The sequence below is a fragment of the Streptomyces anulatus genome, from assembly GCF_000721175.1.
Classification (GTDB): Bacteria; Actinomycetota; Actinomycetes; order Streptomycetales; family Streptomycetaceae; genus Streptomyces; species Streptomyces anulatus_C.
Genome location: NZ_JOEZ01000001.1, coordinates 1 through 25,864, shown reverse-complemented (window position 1 = coordinate 25,864; position 25,864 = coordinate 1). Strand labels below are relative to the sequence as shown.

19 protein-coding genes and 1 pseudogene are annotated in these 25,864 nt (G+C 70.6%); 7 read left to right on the top strand and 13 right to left on the bottom strand.

What is annotated here, in order from left to right; genetic code table 11:
- Window positions 1–178: 178 nt before the first annotated feature.
- The 3 genes from IG90_RS0100090 to IG90_RS46600 form a co-directional block, all read right to left on the bottom strand.
- Window positions 179–943 carry an SDR family NAD(P)-dependent oxidoreductase gene (locus IG90_RS0100090; protein ID WP_030575577.1) on the bottom strand — a complete coding sequence of 255 codons (765 nt, stop codon included), beginning with the start codon at window positions 941–943 and terminating at the stop codon, window positions 179–181.
- A gap of 441 nt (window positions 944–1,384) precedes the next feature.
- Complete coding sequence (locus IG90_RS0100085) at window positions 1,385–1,969, bottom strand: TetR/AcrR family transcriptional regulator (RefSeq protein ID WP_030575575.1); 585 nt, start codon at window positions 1,967–1,969, stop codon at window positions 1,385–1,387.
- 32 nt (window positions 1,970–2,001) lie between these two features.
- Window positions 2,002–2,133: a hypothetical protein gene (locus IG90_RS46600; protein ID WP_267958681.1), complete on the bottom strand. Its 132-nt coding sequence runs from the start codon at window positions 2,131–2,133 to the stop codon at window positions 2,002–2,004.
- A 389-nt stretch (window positions 2,134–2,522) separates the two neighbouring features.
- On the opposite strand from IG90_RS46600, the gene IG90_RS0100080 reads away from it, so the two are divergent.
- The 5 genes from IG90_RS0100080 to IG90_RS0100060 all read left to right on the top strand — a co-directional run bounded on the left by IG90_RS0100080 (window position 2,523) and on the right by IG90_RS0100060 (window position 11,285).
- The gene (locus IG90_RS0100080; RefSeq protein ID WP_167344980.1) at window positions 2,523–5,021 is read left to right on the top strand and encodes a protein kinase domain-containing protein; all 2,499 of its coding nucleotides are present in this window, start codon (window positions 2,523–2,525) and stop codon (window positions 5,019–5,021) included.
- Window positions 5,022–5,049: 28 nt separating this feature from the next.
- A complete protein-coding gene (locus IG90_RS0100075) occupies window positions 5,050–7,386 on the top strand; it encodes a protein kinase domain-containing protein (RefSeq protein ID WP_051859869.1) in 2,337 nt (778 codons plus the stop codon).
- A 256-nt stretch (window positions 7,387–7,642) separates the two neighbouring features.
- The gene (locus IG90_RS0100070) at window positions 7,643–10,081 is read left to right on the top strand and encodes a heavy metal translocating P-type ATPase (protein WP_030575569.1); all 2,439 of its coding nucleotides are present in this window, start codon (window positions 7,643–7,645) and stop codon (window positions 10,079–10,081) included.
- Window positions 10,082–10,187: 106 nt separating this feature from the next.
- Window positions 10,188–10,562, top strand: a complete 375-nt coding sequence (locus IG90_RS0100065; protein ID WP_051859867.1) for a DUF6153 family protein — start codon at window positions 10,188–10,190, stop codon at window positions 10,560–10,562.
- Window positions 10,563–10,646: 84 nt separating this feature from the next.
- Window positions 10,647–11,285: a DUF305 domain-containing protein gene (locus IG90_RS0100060; RefSeq protein WP_030575564.1), complete on the top strand. Its 639-nt coding sequence runs from the start codon at window positions 10,647–10,649 to the stop codon at window positions 11,283–11,285.
- A gap of 309 nt (window positions 11,286–11,594) precedes the next feature.
- On the opposite strand, the gene IG90_RS0100055 is transcribed toward IG90_RS0100060, so the two are convergent.
- Window positions 11,595–12,464, bottom strand: coding sequence for an alpha/beta fold hydrolase (locus IG90_RS0100055; protein WP_209443533.1), 870 nt, complete (start codon window positions 12,462–12,464; stop codon window positions 11,595–11,597).
- A gap of 8 nt (window positions 12,465–12,472) precedes the next feature.
- Window positions 12,473–13,222 (bottom strand): SAM-dependent methyltransferase, encoded by a 750-nt coding sequence (locus tag IG90_RS0100050; protein ID WP_030575560.1) that lies wholly within the window; start codon window positions 13,220–13,222, stop codon window positions 12,473–12,475.
- A 154-nt stretch (window positions 13,223–13,376) separates the two neighbouring features.
- On the opposite strand from IG90_RS0100050, the gene IG90_RS44150 reads away from it, so the two are divergent.
- Entirely contained in the window at window positions 13,377–13,877 is a 501-nt protein-coding gene (locus IG90_RS44150; protein WP_124264347.1) for an RNase A-like domain-containing protein, read from the top strand.
- 36 nt (window positions 13,878–13,913) lie between these two features.
- On the opposite strand, the pseudogene IG90_RS45405 reads toward IG90_RS44150, so the two are convergent.
- The 5 genes and pseudogenes from IG90_RS45405 to IG90_RS0100025 form a co-directional block, all read right to left on the bottom strand.
- Window positions 13,914–14,077, bottom strand: a pseudogene (locus IG90_RS45405) (DNA-binding protein); the annotation flags it as partial.
- A 349-nt stretch (window positions 14,078–14,426) separates the two neighbouring features.
- Entirely contained in the window at window positions 14,427–17,051 is a 2,625-nt protein-coding gene (locus tag IG90_RS0100040) for an RICIN domain-containing protein (RefSeq protein ID WP_030575556.1), read from the bottom strand.
- Window positions 17,052–17,092: 41 nt separating this feature from the next.
- Complete coding sequence (locus IG90_RS0100035; protein WP_030575554.1) at window positions 17,093–19,450, bottom strand: non-reducing end alpha-L-arabinofuranosidase family hydrolase; 2,358 nt, start codon at window positions 19,448–19,450, stop codon at window positions 17,093–17,095.
- Between the two features lie 381 nt (window positions 19,451–19,831).
- Complete coding sequence (locus IG90_RS0100030; RefSeq protein ID WP_030575551.1) at window positions 19,832–21,397, bottom strand: sigma-70 family RNA polymerase sigma factor; 1,566 nt, start codon at window positions 21,395–21,397, stop codon at window positions 19,832–19,834.
- 381 nt (window positions 21,398–21,778) lie between these two features.
- The gene (locus tag IG90_RS0100025; protein WP_030575550.1) at window positions 21,779–23,098 is read right to left on the bottom strand and encodes an aminotransferase class I/II-fold pyridoxal phosphate-dependent enzyme; all 1,320 of its coding nucleotides are present in this window, start codon (window positions 23,096–23,098) and stop codon (window positions 21,779–21,781) included.
- Window positions 23,099–23,402: 304 nt separating this feature from the next.
- Between IG90_RS0100025 and IG90_RS0100020 the strand changes: the two genes are divergently transcribed.
- Window positions 23,403–23,945 (top strand): MOSC domain-containing protein, encoded by a 543-nt coding sequence (locus IG90_RS0100020; protein ID WP_030575548.1) that lies wholly within the window; start codon window positions 23,403–23,405, stop codon window positions 23,943–23,945.
- Between the two features lie 272 nt (window positions 23,946–24,217).
- Here the strand turns inward: IG90_RS0100020 and IG90_RS0100015 are convergent, their stop codons facing one another.
- The 3 genes from IG90_RS0100015 to IG90_RS0100005 all read right to left on the bottom strand — a co-directional run bounded on the left by IG90_RS0100015 (window position 24,218) and on the right by IG90_RS0100005 (window position 25,756).
- Complete coding sequence (locus tag IG90_RS0100015) at window positions 24,218–24,619, bottom strand: hypothetical protein (RefSeq protein ID WP_030575546.1); 402 nt, start codon at window positions 24,617–24,619, stop codon at window positions 24,218–24,220.
- The gene (locus IG90_RS0100010; protein WP_030575544.1) at window positions 24,616–24,864 is read right to left on the bottom strand and encodes a type II toxin-antitoxin system CcdA family antitoxin; all 249 of its coding nucleotides are present in this window, start codon (window positions 24,862–24,864) and stop codon (window positions 24,616–24,618) included. Before IG90_RS0100010 ends, IG90_RS0100015 begins: the two co-directional genes overlap by 4 nt.
- A gap of 142 nt (window positions 24,865–25,006) precedes the next feature.
- Window positions 25,007–25,756 carry a hypothetical protein gene (locus tag IG90_RS0100005; RefSeq protein WP_051859866.1) on the bottom strand — a complete coding sequence of 250 codons (750 nt, stop codon included), beginning with the start codon at window positions 25,754–25,756 and terminating at the stop codon, window positions 25,007–25,009.
- Window positions 25,757–25,864: the final 108 nt, after the last annotated feature.

Sequence of the window (25,864 nt, the reverse complement as noted above, 5' to 3'; positions counted from 1 at the left end):
GGCTGACCGGGTCCGGCGGCTGACATGGGCCCGGCCCGAGTGGTGGGCCGACGCGCGGGCGCCTGCTCTCGGCATGGAGCGACGACAGAGCGCGCTCCACTCGGCCGGCGCCGAGGCGCGGGGCGGGGGCCGCGACCGGGCCGCGACCGAGGCGCGGGGCCAGGGCCGCGACCGGAGGTCAGGCGGATGCGCCGCCGTCGATGACCAGGTCGCTGCCGACCACGGAAGCGGCATCCGGCGAGGCCAGGTACAGCACGGCCGCCGCGACCTCGGCGGTGGTGGAGACCCGCCCCAGCGGCGACGCGCCCTTCATCCGGTCGGCGCGGTCGGCGTCGGTCTCGCCCGGCAGCAGCGACATGGTGGTGGCGGACGGGCCGGGGCTGACGGCGTTGATGCGGATCCCGTCGGCGATGTGGTCCAGGGCGGCGGCCCGGGTCAGGGCGGAGACGGCCGCCTTGGTGGCGATGTAGCCGGCCAGCCCCGGGATGCGGCTGTGCGCGCCGAGGTTGGAGGCGATGTTGACGACCGCACCGCCCGTGGGCTGCTCGCGCATCCGGGCGACTTCGGCCCGGAGGCAGAGGAACACACCGGTGACGTTGACGTCGAGCAGCGTGTGCCAGTCCTCCTCGGGGAGGTCACCTACGGGCGCGCCACCCCTGAACACGCCCGCGTTGTTGACGGCGACATCGAGGCTGCCGAACTGTTCGACGGTGCGGCGGACCAGCATCCTGACGTCCTCGGACCGGGTCACGTCCGCGGTGACCGCGGCTGCCGATCCGCCCTCCTTCTCGATCAGCGCGACCGTCTCGTCGAGCGGCACGGCGGTACGCCCGGCCGCGACCACCGACGCGCCCTCGGCGGCGAAGGCGAGAGCGACGGCCCGGCCGATACCGGAGCCCGCGCCGGTGACGAGGACGGTCTTGCCGGTGAAGCGTGCGGTCATGGTGATGACTCCCTGGTCGGTACGCGGTTACTCGGTTGCTTGGTACGGGTGGTGAGGAACGCGGCCACGGCGAGAGCGACCGCCGTCGCGGCGTGTGAGGTGATGCCGGAGCCGCGAGGGTGAGGGTCTGTCGGGTGGCCTTCGATCGGGCGGCGAGGACGGCGGTCGGACCCAGCTGGTGCTCATGACGCCGCCCGCGAGTCCGGTGCGCTGCGGTTCCACCCGGTCGGTCGCGAGGGCGGCGGCCCCCCAGGCGGCGCCGGCGCCGAGCAGCACGAAGGCAGGGCCGGGCGCGGGACCAGGTGTGGCCCCGGTCGAGGTGTTCCAGTTCTGCGTGTCGGTCCTTGGTCCCTCGATATTTGACTGAACGTTCTGTTATGCGGTCATGAAGTCACTCCCTCTTAGGGCCCCATGGGAGGTGCCACCCATTCGCCCATTCGTTCAGTCGAGCAGGGTCAGCGCCTGCTCGGCGGCGTCCCGCACCCGGCCCGGGTCGTCCGACGCCTTGCCCACGACCCGCAGGCCCTGCATCAGCACCAGGAGCATCCGTGCGAGCGCGCGCGGATCACGGTCCGCGCCCAGCTCGCCCTGCGCCTGGGCCCGTACCAGTGCCGAACGCAGCAGAGTCTCGATGTGGTCCCAGCTCGCTTCGACCCGGCGGGCCGCCGCCGGGTCGTGCGGGCCCAGCTCTGCGGCCGTGTTGGTGACGAAGCACCCTTTCGCGCGACGGTCGTCGGCGTTCGCCTCGGCCGCGAACCGCCGCACGATCCCGCGAACGGCGGGCAGCGCGGGACCCGGCTGGGACAGTTCGCGCAGCAGGCCCGAGTCGCCGTTCTCGCTGTACCGGTCCAGCGCCTTCAGGTACAGCTCGTGCTTGTTGCCGAAGGTGGCGTAGATGCTGGCGCGCCCGATGCCGAGGTGCTCGACGAGGTCCGCCATCGAGGTCGCCTCGTAGCCGCGCTGCCAGAACAGCTCAAGGGCTGACTGCAGTGCGGCTTCCGGGTCGAATTCCTTGGTCCTGGCCACGTTCGAACTCTAGGCGATACTGAAACGATCAGTCAAATACTGCCCCTGGTACTGAGCCAGCGCTGGCCCGGCGGGACCAGGCCGGCCTCGTACGAGGAGATGGCCGCCTCCACCCGGTTGCGTACGCCCGACTTCGCGAGCACCGGGCCGGCATGCGCCTGCACGGTCCCTCGGCCAACCGACCACGAGCGCCCTGCCGCCGTCCCGGTCCGACGAGCTGACCCCGGGCCGGTCGCGCGCCGGACCCGCCCTGCTGCTGCCGGCCCGTCCGCACTCGTACCAGCCCGTCCACGCTCGTTCCGCACCACGGCCGCTCGGCACCGCACGCGAGTTCTACCCGTGCCGGGTCACCGGTTCACCGGCGATCGAAGGCAGTGGGCGGCCGGGAGCCGGGATGCGCCGCGCACCGTGGTCACCGACGTCCACCACCCGGAACCGCCATGCTCAGGAGCGTGCCAGACTGGGGAACGCGCTTGGTGGTCGGGGGATTTGGAGGGGGCGCCGCATGCTCGGGCAACTACGGGGGACGTCGCCGCGCGCTGTCGGACCGTACGTGACGCTGGCCCGTCTGGGCGCGGGAGGCATGGGAGAGGTCTTCCTGGCGCGACCGGAGCGCCTCGGCGCCGGATACGGGCCGACGGACCTCGTGGCCATGAAGGTGATCCGCAACGAGGTGGCCCGGGACGCGGAATATCTGCGGCGCTTCGCACGGGAGGCGGCGATCGCGGCATCGGTGACCAGCCGCTACGTGGCGCGTCTCACCGACTGTGACGTGTCCGATGAACCGCCCTGGCTGGCAACCGAGTTCGTGACCGGACCGACCCTGGCCCAAGCAGTCGGGCGGCACGGCCCGCTGCCGCGCGAGGCACTTGTCCGGCTGGGCGAGGGCATGGCCCGCGCACTGGTGGCGGTGCACGCCGCGGGCGCGACGCACCGTGACCTGAAACCGGCGAACGTGCTGCTCGCCGCGGACGGGCCGCGGCTGATCGACTTCGGCGTGGCCCGCACCAGCACCGCCACGGCCCTGACGTCGACAGGACACATGATCGGCACGCCCGGCTACATGTCGCCGGAGCACATAGCCGGTGGGCGGCACGTGGTGGCGGCCTCCGACGTGTTCTGCCTGGCCTCGGTCCTGGCGTACGCCGCCACGGGCCGGGATCTGTTCGGAAGCGGGCCGGTCGCGGCCGTGCTCTACCGCGTGGCGGAGGCCGACGCCCCACTCGACGGGCTTCCCGACGAGTTGGTGCCGCTGGTCACAGCAGCCCTGACGAAGGACCCGGCGTCGAGACCGACCGCGGACGAGCTCGTGGAGGGGTTCGCGGCACTGCGCGCGGCGCACGGCGAGGAAGGGAACGCCCCGGGGGTGGTCTGGCCGGCCCCGGTGGCCAAGGACATCGAGGACGAGCACCGGGACGTGGCAGCGCTGTGCGCGACGGGGGCTCCTCTGCTGCCGCTGCCGAATCCCCCCACCGCCCAGGAGCCGTGCGCCGCAGGGCCGCCCGGCAGGGGCACCCTGGCTCCGCACCAGTTCCCGACGATGGGCCGCACACCGCCGGCGCCCGCCGCGCACCCGGTACGCCGACGCCCGGGGCGGCTCCGGGCGCTCGCCGTGGTCGCGGCGGTGGCTGTCGCCGGGGCGGGTGTGGGTGGGTATCTGGTGGCGCGTGGCACGGACGACGGGAACCGGTCCGGGGCCGGCGGTGCGGCGCCGGCCCCGACGACGACGCTGACGCCCGCCCAACTCGTTGCCCAGGCAGGAGTCGACGCGTCCGGCACCGTCGATCGCAGCGGCTACGTACCGCAGTTCGACGCGCAGCGGGCCCCCGGCTGGAAGCCCTGGCAGGGGCGGCTGAGCAAAGCGCGCATGAACTGCTCCGCGGACACCCAGGCCCTTGTCTGCCTGCTGACCGACGGCACGTACGAGGCGGTGTCGACGGCCGACGGGCATCGGCTGTGGGCGAGCAGCCCGTCCGCCACCGAGGACGGCCTCGACGAGGCCTATCTGGGGCCCGGCAGCGGCACTCTGTTCATGCCGGGTGACTCGCTTCCTCCACAAGTGAGAGGAGGACACGCCCTGATCGCGTCGGACGGCGAAATGCAGCTGCGTGACTCGCGCACCGGTGACGTGCGATGGCGGGCACAGCCGCCGTCGGGCCGAGGAAAGTTCAGTGCACAGCCCCTGTTGGCGGATGACACGGTCATCGCCACCGTGGAGGGCAAGGCGTTCAGCGAGGATCCGCACGGCGCCTCCCTCCGCGCATACGACGTCGCCGACGGAAGCACCCGCTGGGACCTGAGTCTCGACGATAACGACAGTCCGAGCGAAGCCGAGGGGGGCAGGTACGCGGCCCGGGCTCTGATCGACGGCGTGGTCTACGCGCACACGCCCGACGGGCTCGTCGCGGTCGATGCCCGGAAGGGAGTCGTCCTCGGCCGCGCTTCGCCCAGTACGGCCACCGGCTGCCGCACCGTGTCCTCCGGCGGCGGCATGATCCAGTGCGACAGCAGGGTGACCGAGGAGCAGTCGGGCCCGGACGGGGGGAAGGCCGAGATCCGGATCGACCGCTACGCGCCGCGCACCCTCAAGCCCGCGGGCCACTACGCGTACCTGCTCGACCAGAAGACCACGCGTGCCGATGTCACCGTGACGGCGACCGACCGTACGCACTCCCTCGCCCGACGCAGCGACGACGGCAGCGACACCGGCCTCATCGTTCTGACGGATCTGCGTACCGGCGAGCAGACGCAGACACTGCAGTCCCCCGTGACCGGGCCGAGTGTGTCCGCCCCGCTGCTGTCCCACGGGCAGGCGGTGTACGCCGACAACCACTCCCTCTACGTGGCGTCGCTGGACAGGAAGAGCGGGCGCCTCGGGAAGCAGCGGGTCATCCCGCTGCCCGGTGCACCCGGTGACCGCAGCGAGTCCCCGGACGACGGGAACGGAATCGTCATCCGGGACCAGATCCGGCCGCCGCAGGTCCTGATGCTGGGAGGTGTGGTCCACGTGGTCTTCGACCGCGGCACGATCTCCTCGGTGAAGCTGCCGTGAGCGACCGGCGCACTCCGAAGGCCCTGCCATGCTGACCCCCTGGCAGGGACCGATCCGTCGCATCGGTCCGTACCGGCTCATCGGCCGGATCGGCGCGGGCGGGATGGGCGAGGTGTTCCTGGCGCGCCGGGAAGTCGCGGGCGGAGTGGTGGCCGGCCCGCTCGTAGCCGTGAAGACCGTGAAGGCGCCGGCTGACGAGACCGACACCGACGTCGACTTCCGGATCCGCTTCCGCCGCGAGATCCAGGCCGCGCGTGCGGTCACGGGGCCGTACACCGCCGCCCTCCTCGACGGCGACGCCGACGCCCAGGTCCCCTGGTTGGCGACGGAGTACGTCGCCGGGCCCGCGCTGGGCGAAGCGGTGGCCCGCTGCGGCCCGCTGCCGGTCCCCGCCGTACGGAACCTGGGGATGGGGCTCGCCCGGGCGCTCGACGCGGTGCACGCCGCGCGAGTCCTGCACCGCGACCTCAAACCTGGCAACGTGCTGCTCACCGCGGACGGACCGCGCCTGATCGACTTCGGCATCGCGCAGGCCTTCGACGCGACGGCCCTCACTGCGACGGGCCTGCTGGTCGGCACGCCGGGCTACATGTCACCTGAGCTTCTGACCAGCGGCGACGGACAGGTGCCCGCCTCGGACGTGTTCTGCCTGGGCGCGGTCCTGTGCTTCGCCGCGACGGGCCGTGGTCCCTTCGACGACGAGGAACCGGCATCGGTGCTGTACCGCATCGCGTCCGGCGCGGCGGACCTGTCGGCGCTGCCACCGCCGCTGCGCGACGTGGTCACCCAATGCCTCCGACCCGACCCGGCAGCGCGCCCCACGGCCGCGGAACTGGCGGCGGAGCTGTCCATCACCGCCCCCGGCGAGCCGCGCTGGCCCGCACCCCTTCTCTCCCTCCTCGCCGCCCACCGAGAAGCCGCGGAGCGGTGCGAACAGGTGGCGGGCACCGTCCCGTTGGAGCAGGCGGCGACCTCCGCCGCCGTCCCTGCCCCGCCCCTTCTGCCGCCGCCCTCGCCGACGGCGGTCTCCGGGCATGCCGTGCCGCGGCCTTCGGCACCTCCCGCCACGCGAAGCCGTTGGCCATGGATCGCGGGGGTCGCGGCCGTGGTCACCGCGCTCGCCGTCGCGCTGGCCGTGGTGCTGCCCGACGACAGCACACGCGCCCGGGCTCGTGGGGCGGAAGACAGGCCGAGGCAGAACCAGCCCGGCCCGCTCGCCGTTCCGGACGCCGACGCCGCGCACAGCGGCGAGTTCACCGCCGCCGCACTCGACACGGCACAGCGCCCCGACGGATGGCGCCCCTGGGCCCACAGTGTCAAGGGCACGGGAAGGACCGGCGGTTGCGCCGCCGGTGCCGGACTGCTCGTCTGCGGCGACGGTCACGGCGCGGCCCGAGCCCTCGATCTTGCCACCGGAGAGGAGAAGTGGCGTACGGAGGGTTTCGACGAGACCAGGACGAACGACGACAACTTCCCGGAGACACCGCCGGGCGATCCGGCCATCGCCCCCGTCACGGACGGAACCCTGTTCTTCGTGCCCGCACAGGCCGGCGTCAGCGCGGTGGACGCGGCGACCGGCCTGGTCAAGTGGCGTTACCAGCGCATGGGTTTCACGGGGCTGCGCGCGCTCACCTACGCCGCCGGCAGACTGTATGTGGCGAACATCGACGACCAGGCGACCTCCGATGCCGAACTCGTCGAGGTGAAGGCGCTGCGCACGAGGGACGGCGTCCAGGAGTGGTCGGGCTACCTTCCGGACGCGAACGGTCCCTTGATCGTCCACGGCGAGCGGGTCTATCTGCCCCTGGCCGACGGATCGTTGGCCGCTCTGGACACCACCGAAGCGGTGCCCGAGCCCCGAATCCTGGAGGATGTCGACTGCTCCGGTCTGCTCGCGCACGACGACACACTGCTGTGCTGGTCGACCCGGCGCCGCGGTGTCCTCCTTCTCGCCCCGGCGACACTCGCGACCCGGCGGACCCTGGCCCCCTCGGTCGCCCCCGCCGCAGCGCCGGTGGCGGGCGAGCGCGACGTCCTCGTCCTACGGGATACGAGCGGTCGCCTGAAGGGTTTCGACTGGCGCACGGGCAAGCCCCTCTGGGACCGACCCGCACCGGCCGCGACCGGCGGCCTCGCGCTCGCCGGCGACCGCGTGTTCGCCGTGGGACGCGGTGAGGTACGGACGCTCGATATCACCGACGGTTCTGCCTCCGGGTCCGTACGCCTGCCCACACCCGCGGGTCTGCACCCGGACCTCGGCCCGCTCGCCGAGCCGCTCTGCCTGGGCGGCGTCCTCTACTTCACGACACAAGGAGGATTCACGGGCTCGGTCGCCGCCCCCGGCGGCCCGGTGTCCGAAGGCTAAGGGCTGTCCCGTGGCATGCACGGCAACAGCGTCGGGCGCGACATGCAGGACAGGACGGGGAGCACGACCACGAGTCCCGGCCGCCCGGGACGGAAGCGACCGGGCGCTGTGCGTCCGGGCGCCGGATCCTCGGTTGCGGCGCGCCCGTGCCGGGTGCAGGCTGCTGCCAGACGAAGGGAGGCGCCCGATGAGCCGGACCCCAACGCCTCCTGAGGCCGGGTCGCCGCCTTCGCGTGCACCGGGCAGGTGAGCGGCCATGCGGCACTTGCCGGACCCTGAGCCGGGCGACGCGGGCACGGAACGGAGCACGGCGGTTCTGGACGTACGGGGCATGGTCCGCGCGACTCAGCAGAACACCGTCGCCGCGGTCCTGGGGCGCCGGCCCGGTGTCCTGGACGCCGAGGTCAACCCCGTGGCCCAGTCGGCCACCGTCGTCTTCGATCCGCGGCGCACTTCCCTGGCCGAGCTTCGCGGCTGGGTGACCGAGTGCGGCTACCACTGCGCGGGCCAGTCGGTGCCGGCCCACATCTGCGACCCGATGGACGAACCCGGCCCGCCCGCCACGGCAGCGGCGGGACCCGTCGGGCCGGCGGAGCGCGAGCCACACCCGGCCGCCGCCGTGGAGGGCCCGCGTTCACCCGACGAGGCGATGGGGCATGGCGGTCATGCGGGGATGTCGATGGCGGCCATGGTGGCCGACATGCGCAACCGCTTCCTCGTCGCGGTGCTCTTCTCCGTCCCGGTGGTGATCTGGTCCCCGATCGGGGAGGACGTCTTCGGCTGGCACGCGCCCGTACCCTTCGGGCTGCGCCAGGACGTGTGGGCGCTCCTGCTGAGCCTGCCGGTGATCTTCTACTCGTGCACGATCTTCTTCGACGGCGCAGTCCGGGCCCTGCGCGCCCGGACGCTGGACATGATGGTGCTGGTGGCGGTCGCCGTGGGCGCCGGCTGGCTGTACTCGCTGATCGTCACGCTCACCGGCGGCGGGGACGTCTTCTACGAGGCCGCCACCGTGCTGGCCTCTTTCGTGCTGCTCGGCCACTGGTTCGAGATGCGCGCCCGTGGCGGCGCCAACGACGCGATCCGCGCCTTGCTGGACCTCGCCCCGCCCAAGGCCGTCGTACTGCGGGACGGTGAGCCGGTCGAGGTGGCCACCGCCGAGGTGGTCGTCGGGGATCTGCTGCTCGTTCGCCCGGGCACGAAGATCGCGGCGGACGGGGTCGTGGAGGAGGGGGAGAGCGAGGTCGACGAGTCGACCGTGACCGGGGAGAGTCTGCCCGTGCACAAGGCGCCGGGCTCCCCGGTGGTCGGCGCCACTCTCAACACTGACGGCACCCTGCGGGTACGGGCGTCCAAGGTGGGAGCGGACACGGCGCTGGCGCAGATCGTCAAGCTGGTCCAGGAGGCGCAGAACTCCAAGGCGCCGGGCCAGCGGCTGGCCGACCGCGCCGCGTTCTGGCTGGTCCTCGTCGCTCTCGTCGGTGGCGCGCTCACCCTCGCCGTCTGGCTGCTGGCCACCGACCGGCCCTTCAGCGCGGCCATGCTGTTCGCCATCACCGTCGTCGTGATCACCTGTCCCGACGCGCTGGGCCTGGCCACCCCGACCGCGATCATGGTCGGCACCGGTCTGGGAGCGCGGCGTGGTGTTCTCTTCAAGAACGCCATGGCCCTGGAGGCGTCCGCGGGCATCCAGACGGTGGTCATGGACAAGACCGGCACCCTCACCAGGGGTGAACCCGAGGTCACCGAGGTGATGACAGCCCCCGGCCGGGACGAGGACGAGGTCCTGCGCCTGGTCGCGGCGGTCGAGCGGGAGTCCGAGCACCCGCTGGCCGAGGCGGTCGTCCGGTACGCCGAGACGCGCGGCGTGGCCGGGGCCCGGGCCCGGCACTTCGAGAACGTGCCCGGCCACGGCGCGACAGCGGTCGTCGACGGCCACCGGGTGGCCGTCGGCAACCGCCGGCTGATCGAGCGCGAAGGTGTCGACCTCGGGGCCCTGACGCCCCGGCGCGAGGAACTGGCCGCGACCGGCCGTACCGTCGTCATCGTGGCGGTCGACGGCCGGGCGGCAGCCCTGATCGGCATCGCCGACGCACCCCGGGACACCTCCGCGGCCGCTGTGACCGAGTTGCACACGCTGGGCGTCGAGGTCGTCATGCTCACCGGCGACAACCAGGCCACCGCCGAACGGATCGCGCAGCAACTGGGCATCGACACCGTCATCGCCGAGGTCCTCCCGGGTGCCAAGGCCGCCAAGATCGCCGAGCTGCAGCGGGGTGGCCGCAAGGTGGCCATGGTCGGCGACGGTGTCAACGACGCGCCCGCCCTTGCCCAGGCGGACCTCGGCATCGCCATCGGCGCCGGCACCGACGTGGCCATCGAGACCGCCGACCTCGTCCTGATGCGCTCCGACCCGCTCGACGTCCCCACGGCTCTGCGTATCGGCCGGGGCACTCTGCGCAAGATGCGCCAGAACCTTGGCTGGGCCATCGGCTACAACGCCATCGCGCTGCCCATCGCCGCCGGTGTCTTCGAACCCGCCACCGGCTTGATCCTCCGCCCCGAGATCGCCGCCCTGTCCATGTCCGGGTCCAGCATCATCGTCGCCGTCAACGCCCTCGCCCTCAAACGACTCCACCTGCCTGCTCCCGCCCCGGACGGTCAGCGGGAAGGAGGCGATGCCAGTGCCCGGTGACCGGGCTCGCGCCGCGCCGTGCCGGGGACGAGTGCGTCCTGGGGCGGGACATGTGACCGGCCGCGATCCCCGCCCGCAGCCGCGGTGCCGGCCGGCGTCGAGGCGCATGCTGCTGCTCGTCCTCGGCGTCATCCTCGGGCTGCTCGGCATGCACGCCCTGGGCCTCGCCGCCCCGACGCCGGCAACCACGTCCGAGCACACGCCCCACCAGGTCGCGGCAGGTCAGGCGGGTCCGGAGCACCTGTGCCCCGACGACGATCGCGGCCCGGGCCGCCCCGCAGCCCATGCGGACCAGATGTGCGCATCCGCCGCCCTGCCCGCTTCCCCCGGCATCGCCGCACCGGACACGGTGCCCGTCACCGCCCTGCCGCACGGCGTCGCCGACCTCCCGGTACCCCAGTTGCCGGCCATGGCGGTCTACGAGCCTGTCGGCGGACGGGCACCGCCATCACTCGCCGATCTCCAGCTCCTGCGGATATAGGGGTCCCGCCTGCGTCACGCCCCCGCGTGCGCAGCCGACAGCCCTCCCCCTCCCTTCCGCACCCGATGACTGGAGCTCGGCGAAATGAACACGAACCGATCCCTGCCCCGTCGCGTGGCGATGACGGCCACCGCGGTCGCCACCGGCCTGGTCCTGGCCGCCTGCGGCGGCGACGAAGGCACGAGCACCGCTGACACCACCCGCTCGGCCTCGAGCGCCCCCGCCACGCCGGAGGCCGGCCGGCACAATCAGGCGGACGTCACCTTCGCGCAGGAGATGATTCCCCACCACCGTCAAGCCGTCGTCATGTCCGACATGGTCGACTCCCACGGGGCCTCAGGCGAGGTCAAGGCTCTCGCGGAGAAGATCAAGAAGGCGCAGACCCCGGAGATCGAGACCATGACCGGCTGGCTCAAGGCGTGGGGCGAGGAGGTCCCCACCGGCATCGGCATGGAAGACATGCCGGGCATGGGGCACGACGACTCCGACAGGCCCGGAATGATGGGCGACGAGGACATCAGCCGCCTCGGAAAGGCGAGCGGCAACGCCTTCGACGACATGTACCTGACCATGATGATCGAGCACCACGAGGGCGCGATCGAGATGGCCGAGACGGAGAAGACGCAAGGCGCCTACGACCCCGCCAGGACTCTGGCCGATGACATCATCACCTCCCAGACCGCCGAGATCGCCCAGATGCGTACCATGCTCAGCGCGACCTGACGGGAGCCTGCGCGATGGCGCGCGCTGCCGGGGGACCGGCGTCCTGGGCCCGGACCTCCGTCCGGCCTGCCGCCCTCGTGCGACCGGGGCGGCACGCAGCCCCGGCCGCACCCGTGCCCGCGCGTGACGTGCTGCCCGGACCGGCACCGATCACCTGGGTGGACCGGTACGGGGGCCAGGTGACGGCCTCGGCGAAGGCCGCCACCCGTCAGCAGCGTCCGATCTCAGCGCCGGGGCGATCCTGGGTGCGCCTCGCGCGGGCGCGGCGTTCCTCGTCCCTCCACCACCGATCGGCTCATGCCGGTCCGCTCACGCCGGAGCGGACGGGTCCGGGAGCGTGGCGAGTTCGCCCAGGATGCGGGCTGCCGGGGCGGGGTCGACCAGCCACTTGAGGTGGCTGCCCTCCAGTGTGCGGACGTCGTACGGGTTGTCCGGCGTCAGCTCGTCGCCCTCGCGGATCAGGCGGTCCTGCAGGGCGAGAGGCAGGCTCGTGTCGTCGGCCAGGCGGATGTAGGTCTTGGGGATGCGGCCCCAGGTCGCGGCCTGCGCACGGTCGGCGGAGCCGCCGGCATCCAGGTTCTCGTCGGGCTGGAAGGTGTTCAGGAAGGTGAGGAACTGCTCGTCGGTGCCGTCGGCGAGGAAGGCCGCCTTGAGCGCCGTGAGCGAGTCCGGGTTCGCGGTGCGGAAGTTGACGCGGAGCAGTCCGAGGTCGGCGGGGTTCCCGGCCAGCGCCGAAGCGAAGGCGCCCGGGTCGACCGTGGCCATCTCCGGCTCTGCGTAGTAGTCGTTGACGTCGAGGTCGACCGGGCACCAGGCCGAGACGTAGACGATGTGGTCGATCAGGTCCGGGCGCGCGTTGGCCGCGGCCGTGACCGTGACACCGCCGCGGCTGTGGGCTACGAGGATCACGGGGCCGTTGCGCTTGGCCCGTTCGAGGATGCCGATCAGGTGCGCGGCGTTGTCGGCGAGCGTGACGCCCTTGATCGAGCCGGGCGCGGTGGCCAGCCCCTCGGGGTCCTGAGGAGCCTGGTAGGCGCGGGTGAAGGTCGCCTGGAACCCATGGCCGGGCAGGTCGACGGCGACCGAGCGGTGCCCGAGGAGACCGAGTTCCGCCTGGAGGGGCGCGAAGGAGAAGGAGTTCGCGAAGGCTCCGTGGACCAGTACGAAGGTCGGTTGCATCTGTGTACTCACTTTCCAGTCGTGTGGGGGGTCTGACGCAGGACCAGGCAGAGGAAGCCGAAGCTGTCCCGGTATCCGTGCAGCCACTCCGAGCGGGCGGCGGTGGCCGTCCGCAGTGCCTGGGCGCCGGCCGGATCGGCAGGGTGGTCGAGGGCCCACGAGGCCAGTGATCCCCAGCAGGCCCACTCGTAGGCGTCCAGCTCGCCGCGTGTGCTGACATGGCCGTGGACAGGGGTCCATCCGTCGGCTACGACGCGGTCCACCGTGGTCGCCAGGTCGTCGAGGTCACCGAACGCCTCGATGGCTGCTGGCGAAGGGGCGCGGTCCCAGAACGACTCACCGATCAGGACGCGGCCGCCGGGGGCCAGGTGCTTGCGGGCCGCCGCGAGCGTGGGGAGAAGACCGCCGAAGGCGTGCGTGGCGCCGACGCTGATCACCAGGTCGAACGACTGCGGCGAGCCGAAGGCGGCGGCTTCCTGGTGGTGGAGGACCAGACGCTCGGCGACCCCGCGTTCGCTCGCCGCCTCGCGGGCCTGCCGCAGGGCGATCTCGGAGACGTCGACGCCCTCCGCGTGCAGGTGGGGGCGCGTCGCGAGGGCCCGCAGAAGCCATTCCGCCGTGCCGCACCCGAGGTCGAGGACCCGCTCGTCGCCCCGCGGGAGGCCGTGTCCGAGCAGCAGGCCGACCGACCCGTCGTCGAGTGGAGCCTTGATCGCGTGCTCGGCATGCGCGATGGCGGAGACCTCCTCACGGCTCAGCGGCGCGGTGTGCGCCGTGTCGAGGAGCAGCTTCGCGGCCACCGCCGTCCCGTCGGCGCGGATCGTGCCGGAGTTCGAGCTCGACGAGGCGCTCCTGAGCGTGCCCACGTTCCAGGCGGAACGGGCTCGGGCGCAAGGGCTCGGTGCGCGCTCCTTGAACGAGTTCAAGAAGGAGCACAGCTGGCAGCTGCCGGAGAGCCAGTTCCCCCACAAATACTCGGTTGACCTTGCGGCGATGGAAGGCGTGGGCGGAGCACACGCTCTCGACAAGCACGTGGGGAAGACCGATGAGCAGTTGTTGCAGCGGCTTCGAGATGAGCAGAAGCAGAGCGGTAAGTACGGCATTCCCGGTGCATCTACCTATGCCGACATCGAGTCCGCTCAGCGATACACGCAGTACTGCCTCCGTGACAATACTGCTGAGATCGATGAGTGGCTGAACGAGGACCCACCGAACCCGACGAAGGAGATCGAGACGAAGTCCATTCCCGTCCAGGGGCCTCTCGTCGGCGATGCGGTCACCGGGAGGGGCTCGGCAGTGGGTGACGACGGCAGGCCCTCGGAGGTCAGCGACACCAAGGGAGTCGCGATACGTCTCCTGCATAAACCGGACTTGAACCCGCCCTACATCGTCTTCAGCTCGATGCCCAAGTGAGAGGCCCCGGACGCTCCAGGCTGCGATGGTCCGGGGCGTCAGTGAAGCGACCGGTCTTCGCTGGCGGAGCGCGACCTCGGTGACCGTGGCATCGATGGCGTACTTGTGGCCGTGCAATCCGGTGCCTTGAGTAGTTCTGCCGCCGCCTTGGCCACCTGCTCGGTGACCGGTTCCATCTTGGCGTGGAGCAGAGCCCAGGAGCTGGTGCCGGATCTGGCGGGCTACCGCTTCCGCTACATAGCCGGAGACGTTGTCAGATCAATCGACGACGGGTGGACAAGCACGCGAAGCTCCTGGTGGGCACGGTAGATCTTGGTCGGGACACCTCCTACCAGGAGCTTCACCGCGTTGCAGAGCCGCCCAGCTGACTTACGCCTCGGACAGGTTGAAATCAGCTCAGGGTACGGCTGTCGGAGATGACAGCCGTAGATCGCTGACGTGGGGCTCCGTTCAAGAGCGGATGGCGGGGCAGGACGAAGGCGAGGTCCCTCCCTGCCATGGCGGGGGGCCGCAGGCCGTTGTGCCTGCGGCCCCGCTCGGGCGTCGGGGTCAGGACGGGTCGCCGTACTGGAGGCCGCGTCCGTTGGTGCCGACGTAGACGCGGCCGTAGGTGTCGGGGTCGCCGGTGATGACGCCGACGCCGCCGATGCTGCCCCACTGGTGGGTGTCGTCGTTGACGCGGAGCCAGGTGGCGCCCTTGTCGGTGGAGCGGAAGACTCCGGTGACGTCCTTGACGGTACCGATCAGGTACAGGGCCTGGTAGGAGGCGCCCGGCGCGGCCTTGCCGAAGCCGAGGGCGGAGGCGGACCGCACCGTGGTGAGCGTGGTGAAGGTGCGGCCTCCGTCGGTGGAGTGCAGCAGCCCCTTGGCGCCGCCGGCGATCCACAGGTCCCCGGCGATGCCGGGGACGGCCGTGAGCTTGCCGCCGGGCAGGTTGGAGGCGCGGGCGGTGAAGGTCGCGCCGCCGTCGGTGCTGGCGTAGAGCGTGCCGTCGGACAGTGAGTAGAAGGTCTTGGCCGAGGAGCGGTCGGCGACGACCACGGCGCCGGTGCTCAGGCCGCCGACCTTCGACCAGCTCGCCCCCTTGTCGGTCGAGCGGTACGGGGCCTGACCGGCCTGGGTCCAGACGATGGCGGAGCCGTCCGCCGAGAGCGCGACCTGTCCGCTGTCGGCGCTGCCAGACGGCTCCGCCTTGAAGCCGCTCCAGGTGCTGCCGCCGTCGGTGGAGTAGGCGCCGTCCTGCTCGCCGCCACGGCCGACGCGCACCATCACCGAGGGGTTGGACTGGGCGAAATCGATGTCGGTGCTGGTGACCATCATCGGGTTGTCCAGCCGCCCGGCGGGCACCTTCGTCAGGGAGTCATGGCGGAAACCGCCCAGGTCGCCCATGGCGGAGATGACGGTGGCGCCGCCGGGCGGGGCGATCGCGTCCATCAGCGCGGTCTCCTCAAGACCTCGGGCCCCCACGGTCCAGTGACTGGTGCCGCCGCTGTCGGTGGCGTCCGCGTCCTTGCTGCGCCAGATGCCACTGCCGGTGCCGTACAGCGCGTGCCCGGAGTCGAAGGGGTCGATGGCCAGGGCGGTCATCCAGTGGCCGGTGCCGGTACCGACGTACGGAGCGGCGGAGGCGTCCCGCTTCGACTTCGCGGCCTGCGCCTTCCAGGTGGTGCCGCCGTCGGTGGTCCGGTAGATCTCGTCCTCGGGCCACCAGCGGTCGAGGGTGGTGACCATCACCGTGGACGGCTTCTGCGGGTCGACGGCCAGACCGGAGAACCCGTAGTTGCCCTGGGACGGGGAGACGTTCTTCCACGCCCCGCCGGCCGGCGTGTGCTTCCACACCGAACCCGCCGTCGCGTCGCTGGGGCCGATGGAGTTGGCGTACGTCAGGTACAGCGAGCCGTCGCCGGAGACCACGCCGTGCTGCGGCATCTCGCCGGTGGGCTGCCCGGAGACGGCCTGCCAGGTGCTGCCGCCGTCGGTGGAGCGGTACAGCGAGGTGGACTTGTCGGCGACGCCGGCATAGACCGTCTTGCTGCCGGCCGGGCCGTACGTCACGAAGGCGATGCCTGCGCCGCTGCTCGCCCCGTCCTTGACGGGGAACGAGGAGACCTGACTCCAGGTCACGCCATGGTCGGTGCTGCGCCACAGGCCGTTCTTGCGGGTGCCAAGGAGCAGGGTGCCGGGGTCTGCGGGGTCGATAGCCAGCCGTTCGCCCGCCCCGCGGCCGTGTTCGTTGGCGCCCAGCTTGAAAGGCAGAGCGGTGCGCTTGAAGGTGCGGCCCCGGTCCGTGGAGCGCAGGAGTTCGGCGTTGCCCGCCCAGCTGTTGGTGTAGGTACCCGCCGCGAGGTAGAGCCGGTCGGGGTCGACGGGGTCGGTGGCCAGCGAATCGATGCCCAGCAGGTTCCAGTCCTTCTCGCCGACCCAGTCGGTCAGCGGGATCCACTGCTCGGCCGCGACGTCCCAGCGGTAGGCGCCGCCCATGTCGGTGCGCGCGTACAGCAGGCCCTTCGCGCGCGGGTTGAACACCAGCCCGGTGACGTAACCGCCGCCCACCACCTGGGCGTTGTTCCACACATACGGTCCGGTTTCGGCCGCCTGGGACTCGGCTGTCTTCACCAGCTTCCACTGCTGGTTGGTGCTGCCCTTGCCGGGATACTGGATGACTGCCGCGCCGTCGGCCGTGGAGGCTCCGGAGACGTCCAGGACCTGGCCGCTCCTGCGGGAGGTGAACGTGACCGCTTCGGAACCGCTCACCTCGTCGATCCGCCACTCCTGGGAGGTGGAGGAGCTGTCGGTCTGCTGCTCGGCGGCAGCCGCCCGGGCGGACGAACCGCCCGCTATGCCCAGCACTTTGCCGCTGTTGCGGTTCACCAGCTCGTAGTAGCCGTTTCCGGCGGGTCGCAGCTTCCACTGCTGGTTGGCGGTGTTCTGGTTGGTCCACTGCTGGATGCGGGTGCCGTCGGCCGTGGAGAAGGCGTTGACGTCCAGCACTTTGCCGCTTCGTACGGAGACCAGCCGGTAGTAGGCATTGCCGTCGACCGTCGCGGCCTGCGAGTCCTCCTGCACGAACAGGAGATACGGCATGACGAGAACAGGCGCTCCGAGCAGCAGTCCTGTCGCGGTCCAGCGACGGCGGTGACGCCCGCGGCGTCCACCGTTCGTGGGGTTCTTCATGGGGGGTTGTTTCTCCTTGCGTATCACCGTGGATCGGGCAGTCAGCGCTGAAGGGTGAGGACACCCGGCCGGTACGGCAGTTGGTCGTAGGGGCCACCCGCGGTGGGGGACTTGCCCTGGTAGAGGAACTGCAGGTTGCACGGGTCGATCGTCATGGTCTGGTCGGGATTGTTACGGACCAGGTCACCGTGGCTGACGTCGTTGGTCCAGGTGGAACCGCTGTTGGCCTTGCCCGCGAAGGGGTTGCTCTCGGTGGCGGCCTGTGGGGTCCACGAACCGCTCAGGCTGGACGCCGTGAACGAGCGGAAGTAGCGCCCGTTCGTACCCTTCGCCTCGACGATCATGAGGTACTGCTGCCGGCCCTTGACCTTGTAGACCTGGGGGGCCTCGAACAGGTTGGCCTCCGTATCGCTCATGACCGTCGTGTACGACGAGCCGAAGCTGCCCGGGAAGTTCCCGATCGGCATGCTCGCCCGGTAGATCTTGCCGTTGTCACCGGCGAAGAACAGGTACATGTTCTGGTCGTCGGCGATCAGCGTCTGGTCGATCGGGCCGGTGGGGGATCCGGTGATGCTGCCGGTGAACAGCGGCTGCGGCGCGGACCAGCCGTTGGGGTCGGTGGGGTCGCTCGACGTGCGGTAGATGAAGGGCCACTGACCCCACTGGTACGCGAGGACCCAGATCTTCTTGGGCGCGAAGTAGAACAGCGTGGGCGCGACCGTGGGCTGGCTCATCGCCTTCTGTCCGGCGGACGCCATGTCCGACCAGTTGCTGAAGGGGCTGAACGTCATCGAGCCGTACTTCGATCCGTTGAAGTTCGACCCGTAGACCAGGTGCTTGCCGTTGTGCACCACGGTGGTGAAGTCCTTCAGCGAGGCCCACCCGTTCGCCGGCTGTGCCAGGGCACCCGTCGAACTCCACTTGTACGTCGACGGAAGAGCACACGTGCCGCCGCCGCCCGAGCCGGACGGTGCGGTCCACTTCTGGTTGCCGACACCCCCACAGGCGTGCAGCTGGATCTTGGTGCCGTTGGCGGTGGCCGCGCCGATGGCGTCGAGGCACAGCCCGGACTGGACGCCGGTGATCGTGCCGTTGGTGTTGATCTTCCACTGCTGGTTGGTGCCGCCGTTGCAGTCCCAGATGATCACCGCGGTGCCGTTGGTGGTGCCCTTGCTCTTGGCGTCCAGGCACTTGTCGCCGTGGATCTTCAGCTGCTTGCTGTCGGTGTACGTCCAGCGCTGGTTGGTCTGTCCGCTGCAGTCCCACAGCTGCGCCTGGGTGCCGTTGGCGGTGGTGGAGGAGGGGATGTCGAGACAGCGCCCTGAGGCCGCGCCCTTGATCTCCCCCGTACCGGTGCCCTCGGTCGGCGGGGTGGTACCCGAGCCGGAGTTGAGAGCCTTCATGACGGCGTCGTACGCGGGCTTGGGCTTGCCGTTGTTGTCGAACAGCAGCGGGCTTTCGTCGCTGCGCCAGGAGTCCTTGTCACGGACGCCCCACACGGTGATGCCGGTGCACCGGGCCACGGACAGACAGGCCTTGACCGCGTTGGCGTAGTGGGTGAGCGATGCTTGGGCGATGTCCAGCTCGGTGATCTGGACGTCGACGCCCAGGGCGGCGAAGTTGGCGAGGGTGGTCTGGAAGCTCGCCGGCGGGCCGTCCGCTCCGAAGTGGCTCTGCAGCCCGACGCAGTCGATGGGCACGCCGCGGGACTTGAAGTCCTTGACCATGTTGTAGACGCCCTGGGTTTTGGCGTCCGACCAGTTCTCGATGTTGTAGTCGTTGTAACAGAGCTTGGCCGAGGAGTCGGCCGCACGGGCGGTGCGGAACGCCTCCTCGATGAAGCCGTCGCCCAGGACCTTCTGGAACACCGAGCTGCGGAGCCGGCCGCCGGGGCCGTCGACGAACGCCTCGTTGACCACGTCCCAGGCGTAGACCTTGCCCTTGTAGTGGGTCATCGTGGTGGTGATGTGACGGTTCATCACGCTGCGCAGGTCGTTCGCGTCACCGATCGAGCTGACCCAGGCCGGGAGCTGCGAGTGCCAGACCGTGGTGTGGCCGCGCACGCGCTGGCCGTTCGCCCTCGCACGGTCGACGATCCGGTCGGCGGGACCGAAGTTGAAGGTGCCGCGGGACGGCTGGACGGCGTCCCACTTCATCTCGTTCTCCGGGGTGATCATGTTGAACTCCCGGTCGGCGATCGCGGTGTACGCCGAGTCGCCGAGCCTTCCGGCGGCCACGGCGGTGCCGAAGTACCTGCCCGAGGGGGCCGCCTCCGCACCCAGGCTCGCGGCTCCGGCGGAGTTGGGGAGGAGCGTCACGACACCGGCCACCAGCGCCGCGGCCGACACTCCTACCGTCACCGTTCGGCGACGCCGGCTGAGCCGGTGCAGGCCCTTCATGATTCTCCTCGGGGGGCGCGGGTGACCCTGGGGGCCGTGATCGTGCGGGCATGTCGCGTCATGGGAGGGGCTTTCTTCCGGGGATACGTCAAAGGGGAAACCGGGGAACCTGCCACGCCTGCACGTCATGGTGAGCGGCGGGAAGAGCACCCCACGCAATGGAGGCCTCCGCACTCGCGGTCTCGTAACAGAAAAGTCGCGCTGTCCGGACGATCGCTCAGTGATGCATCTCGCGGGCAGAAAGCGTTATGCCGAGCCCCGCGGTTCGGCCGTCGCTGGGGAAGGGGCGCGCCGCTCTGATGACCAGTGAGGGCTTTCGGGGTGGAGGCAGCCGTCGATGCAAACGGATCGCAGCGGGATCACCTGCTCAAGGAGCGGTTCTCAGGCCCATGCCCTGCGCATGATGAAGGAGGCCTGGCCGGCGAAGGCCCGAGTGCCGTCGGACCCATCGAGCCACACGCCACCGTCGCGGTGGCGGATGACCGATCCCGGATAGTTGTGCGCGTGCAGGGTCACCGACCCGGCGACCGCCCCGGGGCGCGGACAAAAGGTGGCGTCTTCACGGAACAGTTCGCTGCCGTCGTCGCTGCTCAGCTGCAGCCGTAGGTCACGATGGCGCAGATAGCGGCCGTCGGCGGCGCGGAAGGTGACGCACCGTGTGTCAACCAGCCCTCCGATGACCGTGAAGGTGACCCGCTGCCGTGTCCTCGCGCTGCTGGACGCGGAGACCGGGCCGAGCGTCACGAAGTCGCCGGCATACGTGAGGTACAGGGCGGGCTGGTCCACGGACTCCAGCGACTGTGCGCCCAGCGGAACAGTGCCTGCGGCGGCGGACGGACTCACCGGGGATGGTCCGGCCGACGTGGTGGTGCGCGACGGGACCGGCGTGGGAGTGCCGACCGTGGGGTTGCCGGCCGTAGGCGTGGCGATGACCCCGGGCTCCCGATGTGCCGGTTCGGGCCAGGTCGCGTAGGTGGCGGTGCCGGCGATGAGCACCGCGCCGGTGGCGAGACTCACCAGCTGGTGAGCGGTCACCGCGTGGAGTTTGCCGATCAGCGCGCTGTGCAGGCTCCCGCCCGCCGTCGCCGTGCCGGCGGCGACGTGTGCCGTGGCCAACCCGGCGGCGCTCGCGGTCGTACCCGACAGCAGGCCCTTGGCGGCCAGCGCGGCGATGAGTCCGGCCGGGACGGTCAGCGTCGCGAGGCTGAGGAGCAGTAGTTCGGCCGGAACCCGTTCTGTCGTCGTCGCCATGCAGACCGGGCAGCCGCGCGTGTGCCGCGCGATCCGCTTGCGCCACACCGATGCGGGGAGACCGTCCCAGCCGACGACGGTCTCGTCCAACTGCGGACAGCGCGGGTCGGCCTCCAGCGCGGCGACGATCGCCCGGCTCAGTTCCAACTGCTCGCGCATGCGTTGCAGGCGTACTCCGACATGGGCGACGGTGAGTCCTGTCGCGGCGGCGATGTCGTCACGGCTCAGCGAGCCGGCGCGTTCCTGCCACCACAGCGACAGCAGCGCCCGTTGGTCCTCGTCGAGCCACCTGCCGGCTTCGACGGCCTGCCGCCGCTCGTCCGACAGATGCAGACGCAGGATCGTGACGTCCTCGGGTTCGGCACCGGCGTCCGGTATCTGGTGTGCCTCGTCGATGACCGTGGTTCGGCCGGCGAAGGTGCGTTGCCGGTGCCAGTGGGTATTGATCTGGCGGAGCGTGATCGACACCAGCCAGGACCGGAAGCTCTCCGGGGCACGCAGGGCAGGAAGGTCGCGCACCACGCGCAGCAGGGTTTCCTGGACGACGTCGTCGACGTCGGCGTGCCCGCTCAGCGCTCGCCCGACGATGTTGTAGACCAACGGCAGGTACGCGGCGATCAGCTCCTCGCGCGCCTGTCCGTCACCGGCCTGCGCCGCGACGACCAGTCCCGCGTGGTCCGCATTCATGAGCCCCATTCCCACCTCCCTCAGGGGAGCGGTCTTCCCTCAGGGAAGCGATCCGTCGTGTACGGCGCCTCACCTTAGCGTCGGCGGGTTGGCTGCCAAAGCCTGTGCCTCGGGCCAACGAGCCGGCCCGCGCCGACTTCGGAGGGCCCGGTACCGCGCGTGAGGACGTGAGTGAGGCGGTCGCTCGCCCGGGACACCGATGACCGCTCCCGCACCGAACACCACGGGCGCTGAGTGTGTCGGGAGAAGCGGAACGAGGTTCTGGTCCGTGGGAATGACCGGGCATTCTCGGTGGCCGTCTCGGCCTGCTGCGGAGCGCCCCCAACTTCGGGGAGAGGCGCCGGGCGTCCGCTCCGGATTCGTCCTCTTGGTGGGTGGGAAGGGTGTTGGTCAATCGGCCGTCGCGCGCAGTTCCGCGACGACCGCGGCGAGTTCGGCGGCGAACGCCCCGGCCTGCGACTCGGTGATGGCGGCGGTGGTGACTCGGATCGCGCCCCAGTGGGCGGCCGGGACCGGTGCGAAGAGGTGGCCCGGGCGAACCGCCCAACCCCGCTGGGCCAGAGCCTTGACCGCGGCCCTGCCGTCGACGTCGAGTTCGACCCAGACGTTCAGCCCGTCGGGCCGGTGCGGGGCCTCGATGCCGTGGGCGTGCAGCCGCTCGACGAGCAGGCCGCTGCGCCGGGCGTAGACCTCACGGGCCCGTTCATGGAGTTCGTGGACGCTCGGATCGAGCAGCAGCTGGCGTGCGGCGTGTTGCAGCAGGCGGCTGACCCAGGTGGTGCCGGCACTCAACCGCGCCTCCAGGTGCGCGGTACTCTCGGCGTCGGCGGCAACGAGCGCGAGACGCAGATCCGGTCCGAGGAACTTGGACACGGACCGCACCAGCGCCCAGCGCGCGCTGCCCGGTGGCGTGATCCGGTGGTACGGCCGGGCGGAGACCGCCGAGAAGTGGTCGTCCTCGATCACAAGGACCTGGGGATGCTCCGCCAGGATCGTCCGCAGGTAGGCCGCCCGTTCCTCGGTGAGACTCGCGCCGGTCGGATTGTGGGCCCGGGGCGTGCAGACGACCGCGCGAGCACCTGCCTCCAGGGCGGCCCGCAAAGCGTCGGGGCGCATGCCGGCGCCGTCGACCCCGACAGGTGCCGAGCGGTAGCCGTTCAGGCGCAGGGTGCCGATGCTCGCCAGGAAGCAGGGATCCTCGATCGCCACCAGATCCCCACGGGTGAGGTGGGCATTCAACAGCCGCTCGGTGGCATCCACGGCTCCAGAGGTCACCAGCGTGCGAAACGAACGATCTATGTCCTCGGCGAAGTCGGCATGCGCCCAGGCGTCCAGCCCGGCGTCGATGGCCGGCGCGCCATACAGCGGCTGGCCGTAGTCTCCGCGCCGGGCGGCAGCCAGGATGTCGGGCAACAGGCTCGGGTCGGGGTTGCCGCTGGCCAGGTTGATGCAGTCGCCACAGGTGCCGACGCCTTCGCGCGCGAGCTGCGGTACCGCAGCGACCACCGTGCCACCTCGGCCCCGCGTCTCGGCCACCCTCGCCTCGACGAGCCGCCGGTATGCGAGGGCAACCGTGTTCCGGTTGACCCCCAGCTCAGCTGCGAGCACGCGCACCGGGGGCAGACTCGTCTGCGGTGCCAGAACACCCGAAGCGACCTGGTCGCGCACGCTACCCGCGATCTCAGCCGCGGTGGTGCCTTTGATGCCCACGTGATCACTTCTGCCCAAACTCAAGATACGTCCTATGCCAAAGATTGTCCTATGCCAATATGGAGTGCAAGTGGCGGAGGCGCCTGCATCGCCCACAAGGGCTCTGCCGCCGGTCGCCCGACCGCGGGCCGGGCGAGCTCCTGCAGGGCGGCAGGCAGGGCGTCAGCGGCCAGGGCGTCAGCGGCCAGGCCAAGGAAGCACCGACGGCCGCGGCCTCACTCGAGATTGACCTTGGCCGCCACGCCCTGAGGACCGAGGATCATGGTCGCGGCCGATCACCGACATCGAGGAAGGAACCCTGAGGATGAACGGAATAGTCACGGCCGTCAGCAGCAACGGCGAGTACACGTTCACCAAGCCGAACCGGGACAGCATCACACTGCTCGCCGGGCTTGGCGTGGAGGGCGACGTACATGCCGGCGTGACGGTCAAGCACCGCTCTCGAGTCGCACAGGACCCCACCCGGCCGAACCTGCGCCAAGTGCACCTCATCCATGAAGAGCTCTTCACCGAGGTCGGCTCGGCGGGGTTCAAGGTGGTGCCCGGTGACCTCGGCGAGAACATCACCACCAGCGGTATCGAACTGCTCGGCCTGCCGGTCGGCACGCTGCTGCGCATCGGTGACGACGCCGTGCTGGAGGTGACCGGCCTGCGCAATCCCTGCCTGCAGATCGACAACTTCCAGGACGGGCTTCTGAAGCGTGTCGTCGGCCGTGACGAGCTCGGGAACACCGTACGCAAGGCAGGAATCATGAGCATCGTGAAACAGGGCGGCGTGATCCGCCCGGGCGACACGATCAAAGCGGAGCTCCCCAGCGGGCCGCACCGGCCTCTGGAACGAGTCTGACGTTTCGGCCAGGCAGGGGGGGCTGTCAACCGATTCACAGTCCCCGCCTCGGACCGGCGTGCGCTCCACCGCCGCCCCGTCTCCGGGCGACGCATCCGGTACGTCGAGCTCGGCAAGCACGTCCGTATCGCCGAGAGCGTCCTGACCGCGTACGTCGAGGAGCGGACAGGGGAACCCGTCGGTGGCCGACGTGCCGGCTTTGGGCTGGTGGCGTGATGGCGTGGGCCCGCAAGAAGGCGCCGCGCAGGGGGTGCTCGGGGTGGGCCGGCGCGTCAGAGAGGGATGATGCGGACCTGGTTTCCGCAGAGTTTGGTCATGTCGTCGCTGTCGGAGGTCAGGAGGGCGACGGGTTTCGGCTGGCGCAGGGCGACTTGGGCGACCGTGGCGCCGATGGCGTACTTGTGCCCGTGCAGCCCCGCGCCCTTGAGGAGTTCCGCTGCCGCTTTCGCCGCTTGTTCGGTGACCGGCTCCACCTTGACGCGGGGCAGAGCCCAGTTCAGGCGAGGCATGTTGGTGCGGGAGTGACTGACTTCCACGATGGTGTTCGCACCGATCACCAGGTCTGCGCCCATGTCGTGGAAGACCTGCAGCATCGCGAGAAGCTTGCGGTCCTGCGCGATCCAGGCGGAGAGCCCCTCGGAGTCCAGGACGACGGTTTCGACGCGCTCGCTCACGCGGCGTCCGCGCCCTTGGAGGAGCCGGCGGAGCCGAAGATCTTCCCGCGTGCCTCGGCGAGCTCCTCGTCGCTGAAGGGGCCGTGCTCCTCCTCGTGGCGGCGGAGGTCGTCGCCCAGGAGTTGGTGCCGGATCTGGCGGGCCACGGCTTCCGCCACGTAGCCGGAGACGTTGTCCGTGAGCTTGCGGAGCTCCGCCACCTGGTCGCTGGGGAGCGTGACGGTGATGCGAGTCGTTGAGGACATACGCCAAGCATACTGGAGTATGCGCGAATGGGTGTGCGAGGGCTTGGGTTTGCGGCACTGATCGTTCCGGTCAAGGTTCGCGACTGGAGAGTGCGGCTTCCGGGCGCTGGCAGTACCCGCCCGCGGGCCATCCGCGTATCGGTCAGAAGGGCGGCTCGAGATCGCCGCGGCCATCGCTATGTGGCCCCCAGTCCCAGGGCTCCTCCAGGAAAGGCTCAGGGGCGGGGACCTCGTGGCCCCATGCTTCGAGCGCTTTCCGGGCAACACGCCGCCGGTGGGGGTCGTCGCCGCTGGTGTCCAGGATGGCGCGCGCGTGCACGGCGAGGTGATCACGATGATCGGCGAGTGTGGGGTGCTCGGCAAGGATGAGCGCGGCGATAACGGCGGCTTCGCGCACGTCCTCGTGGCTGTCTCGGAGGAAGGGCGAGACGGCCCGATAAAGCATCGGACGCAGGTCTCGGAAGGACGCCACGATGGTGCCGGGGGCGAGGAAGCCAGGGAAGTACTGTTCCGTGCGGCCCACAATCTCGTCGGAGGCGTCGTAGGCCGTGGAACCCAACCAGTTCAACAGCGCCGCGCGGATGGGGACGTTGCGATAGGGCCGGGGGGTCGTAGCCGCCGGGTGGGCGAGGATGCCGGCAACATACGTGGCGACGGGGGCAGTGGCTTCGTAGATGCTGTTCTGGTGGCTGACCATCTCACCTAGCTCCGACAAAGCGGAGACCTGAACCTTGGGATCGGGTTCCAACAGCTTTGTCAGGACCTTGGGAAGGTCCTGACCGTCCCCGAAAGCTGTATGGAGCGAACCCCAACCAGTCTCTGAGAGGACTACCTGGTAGGGCGGCAAGTCAGGCTCTCGGGGCGCGCCGACGTCGGAATAGCTGTGGTTCACAGGCAAAACCTAGTGTCCTGAGTCGTTAGTTCGCGCGCGGTTGTAGGGTGGGCTGATGCCTGGTCCGAAGCCGTTGCCGCTGGAGCTGTCCGATCACGAACGCCGTGT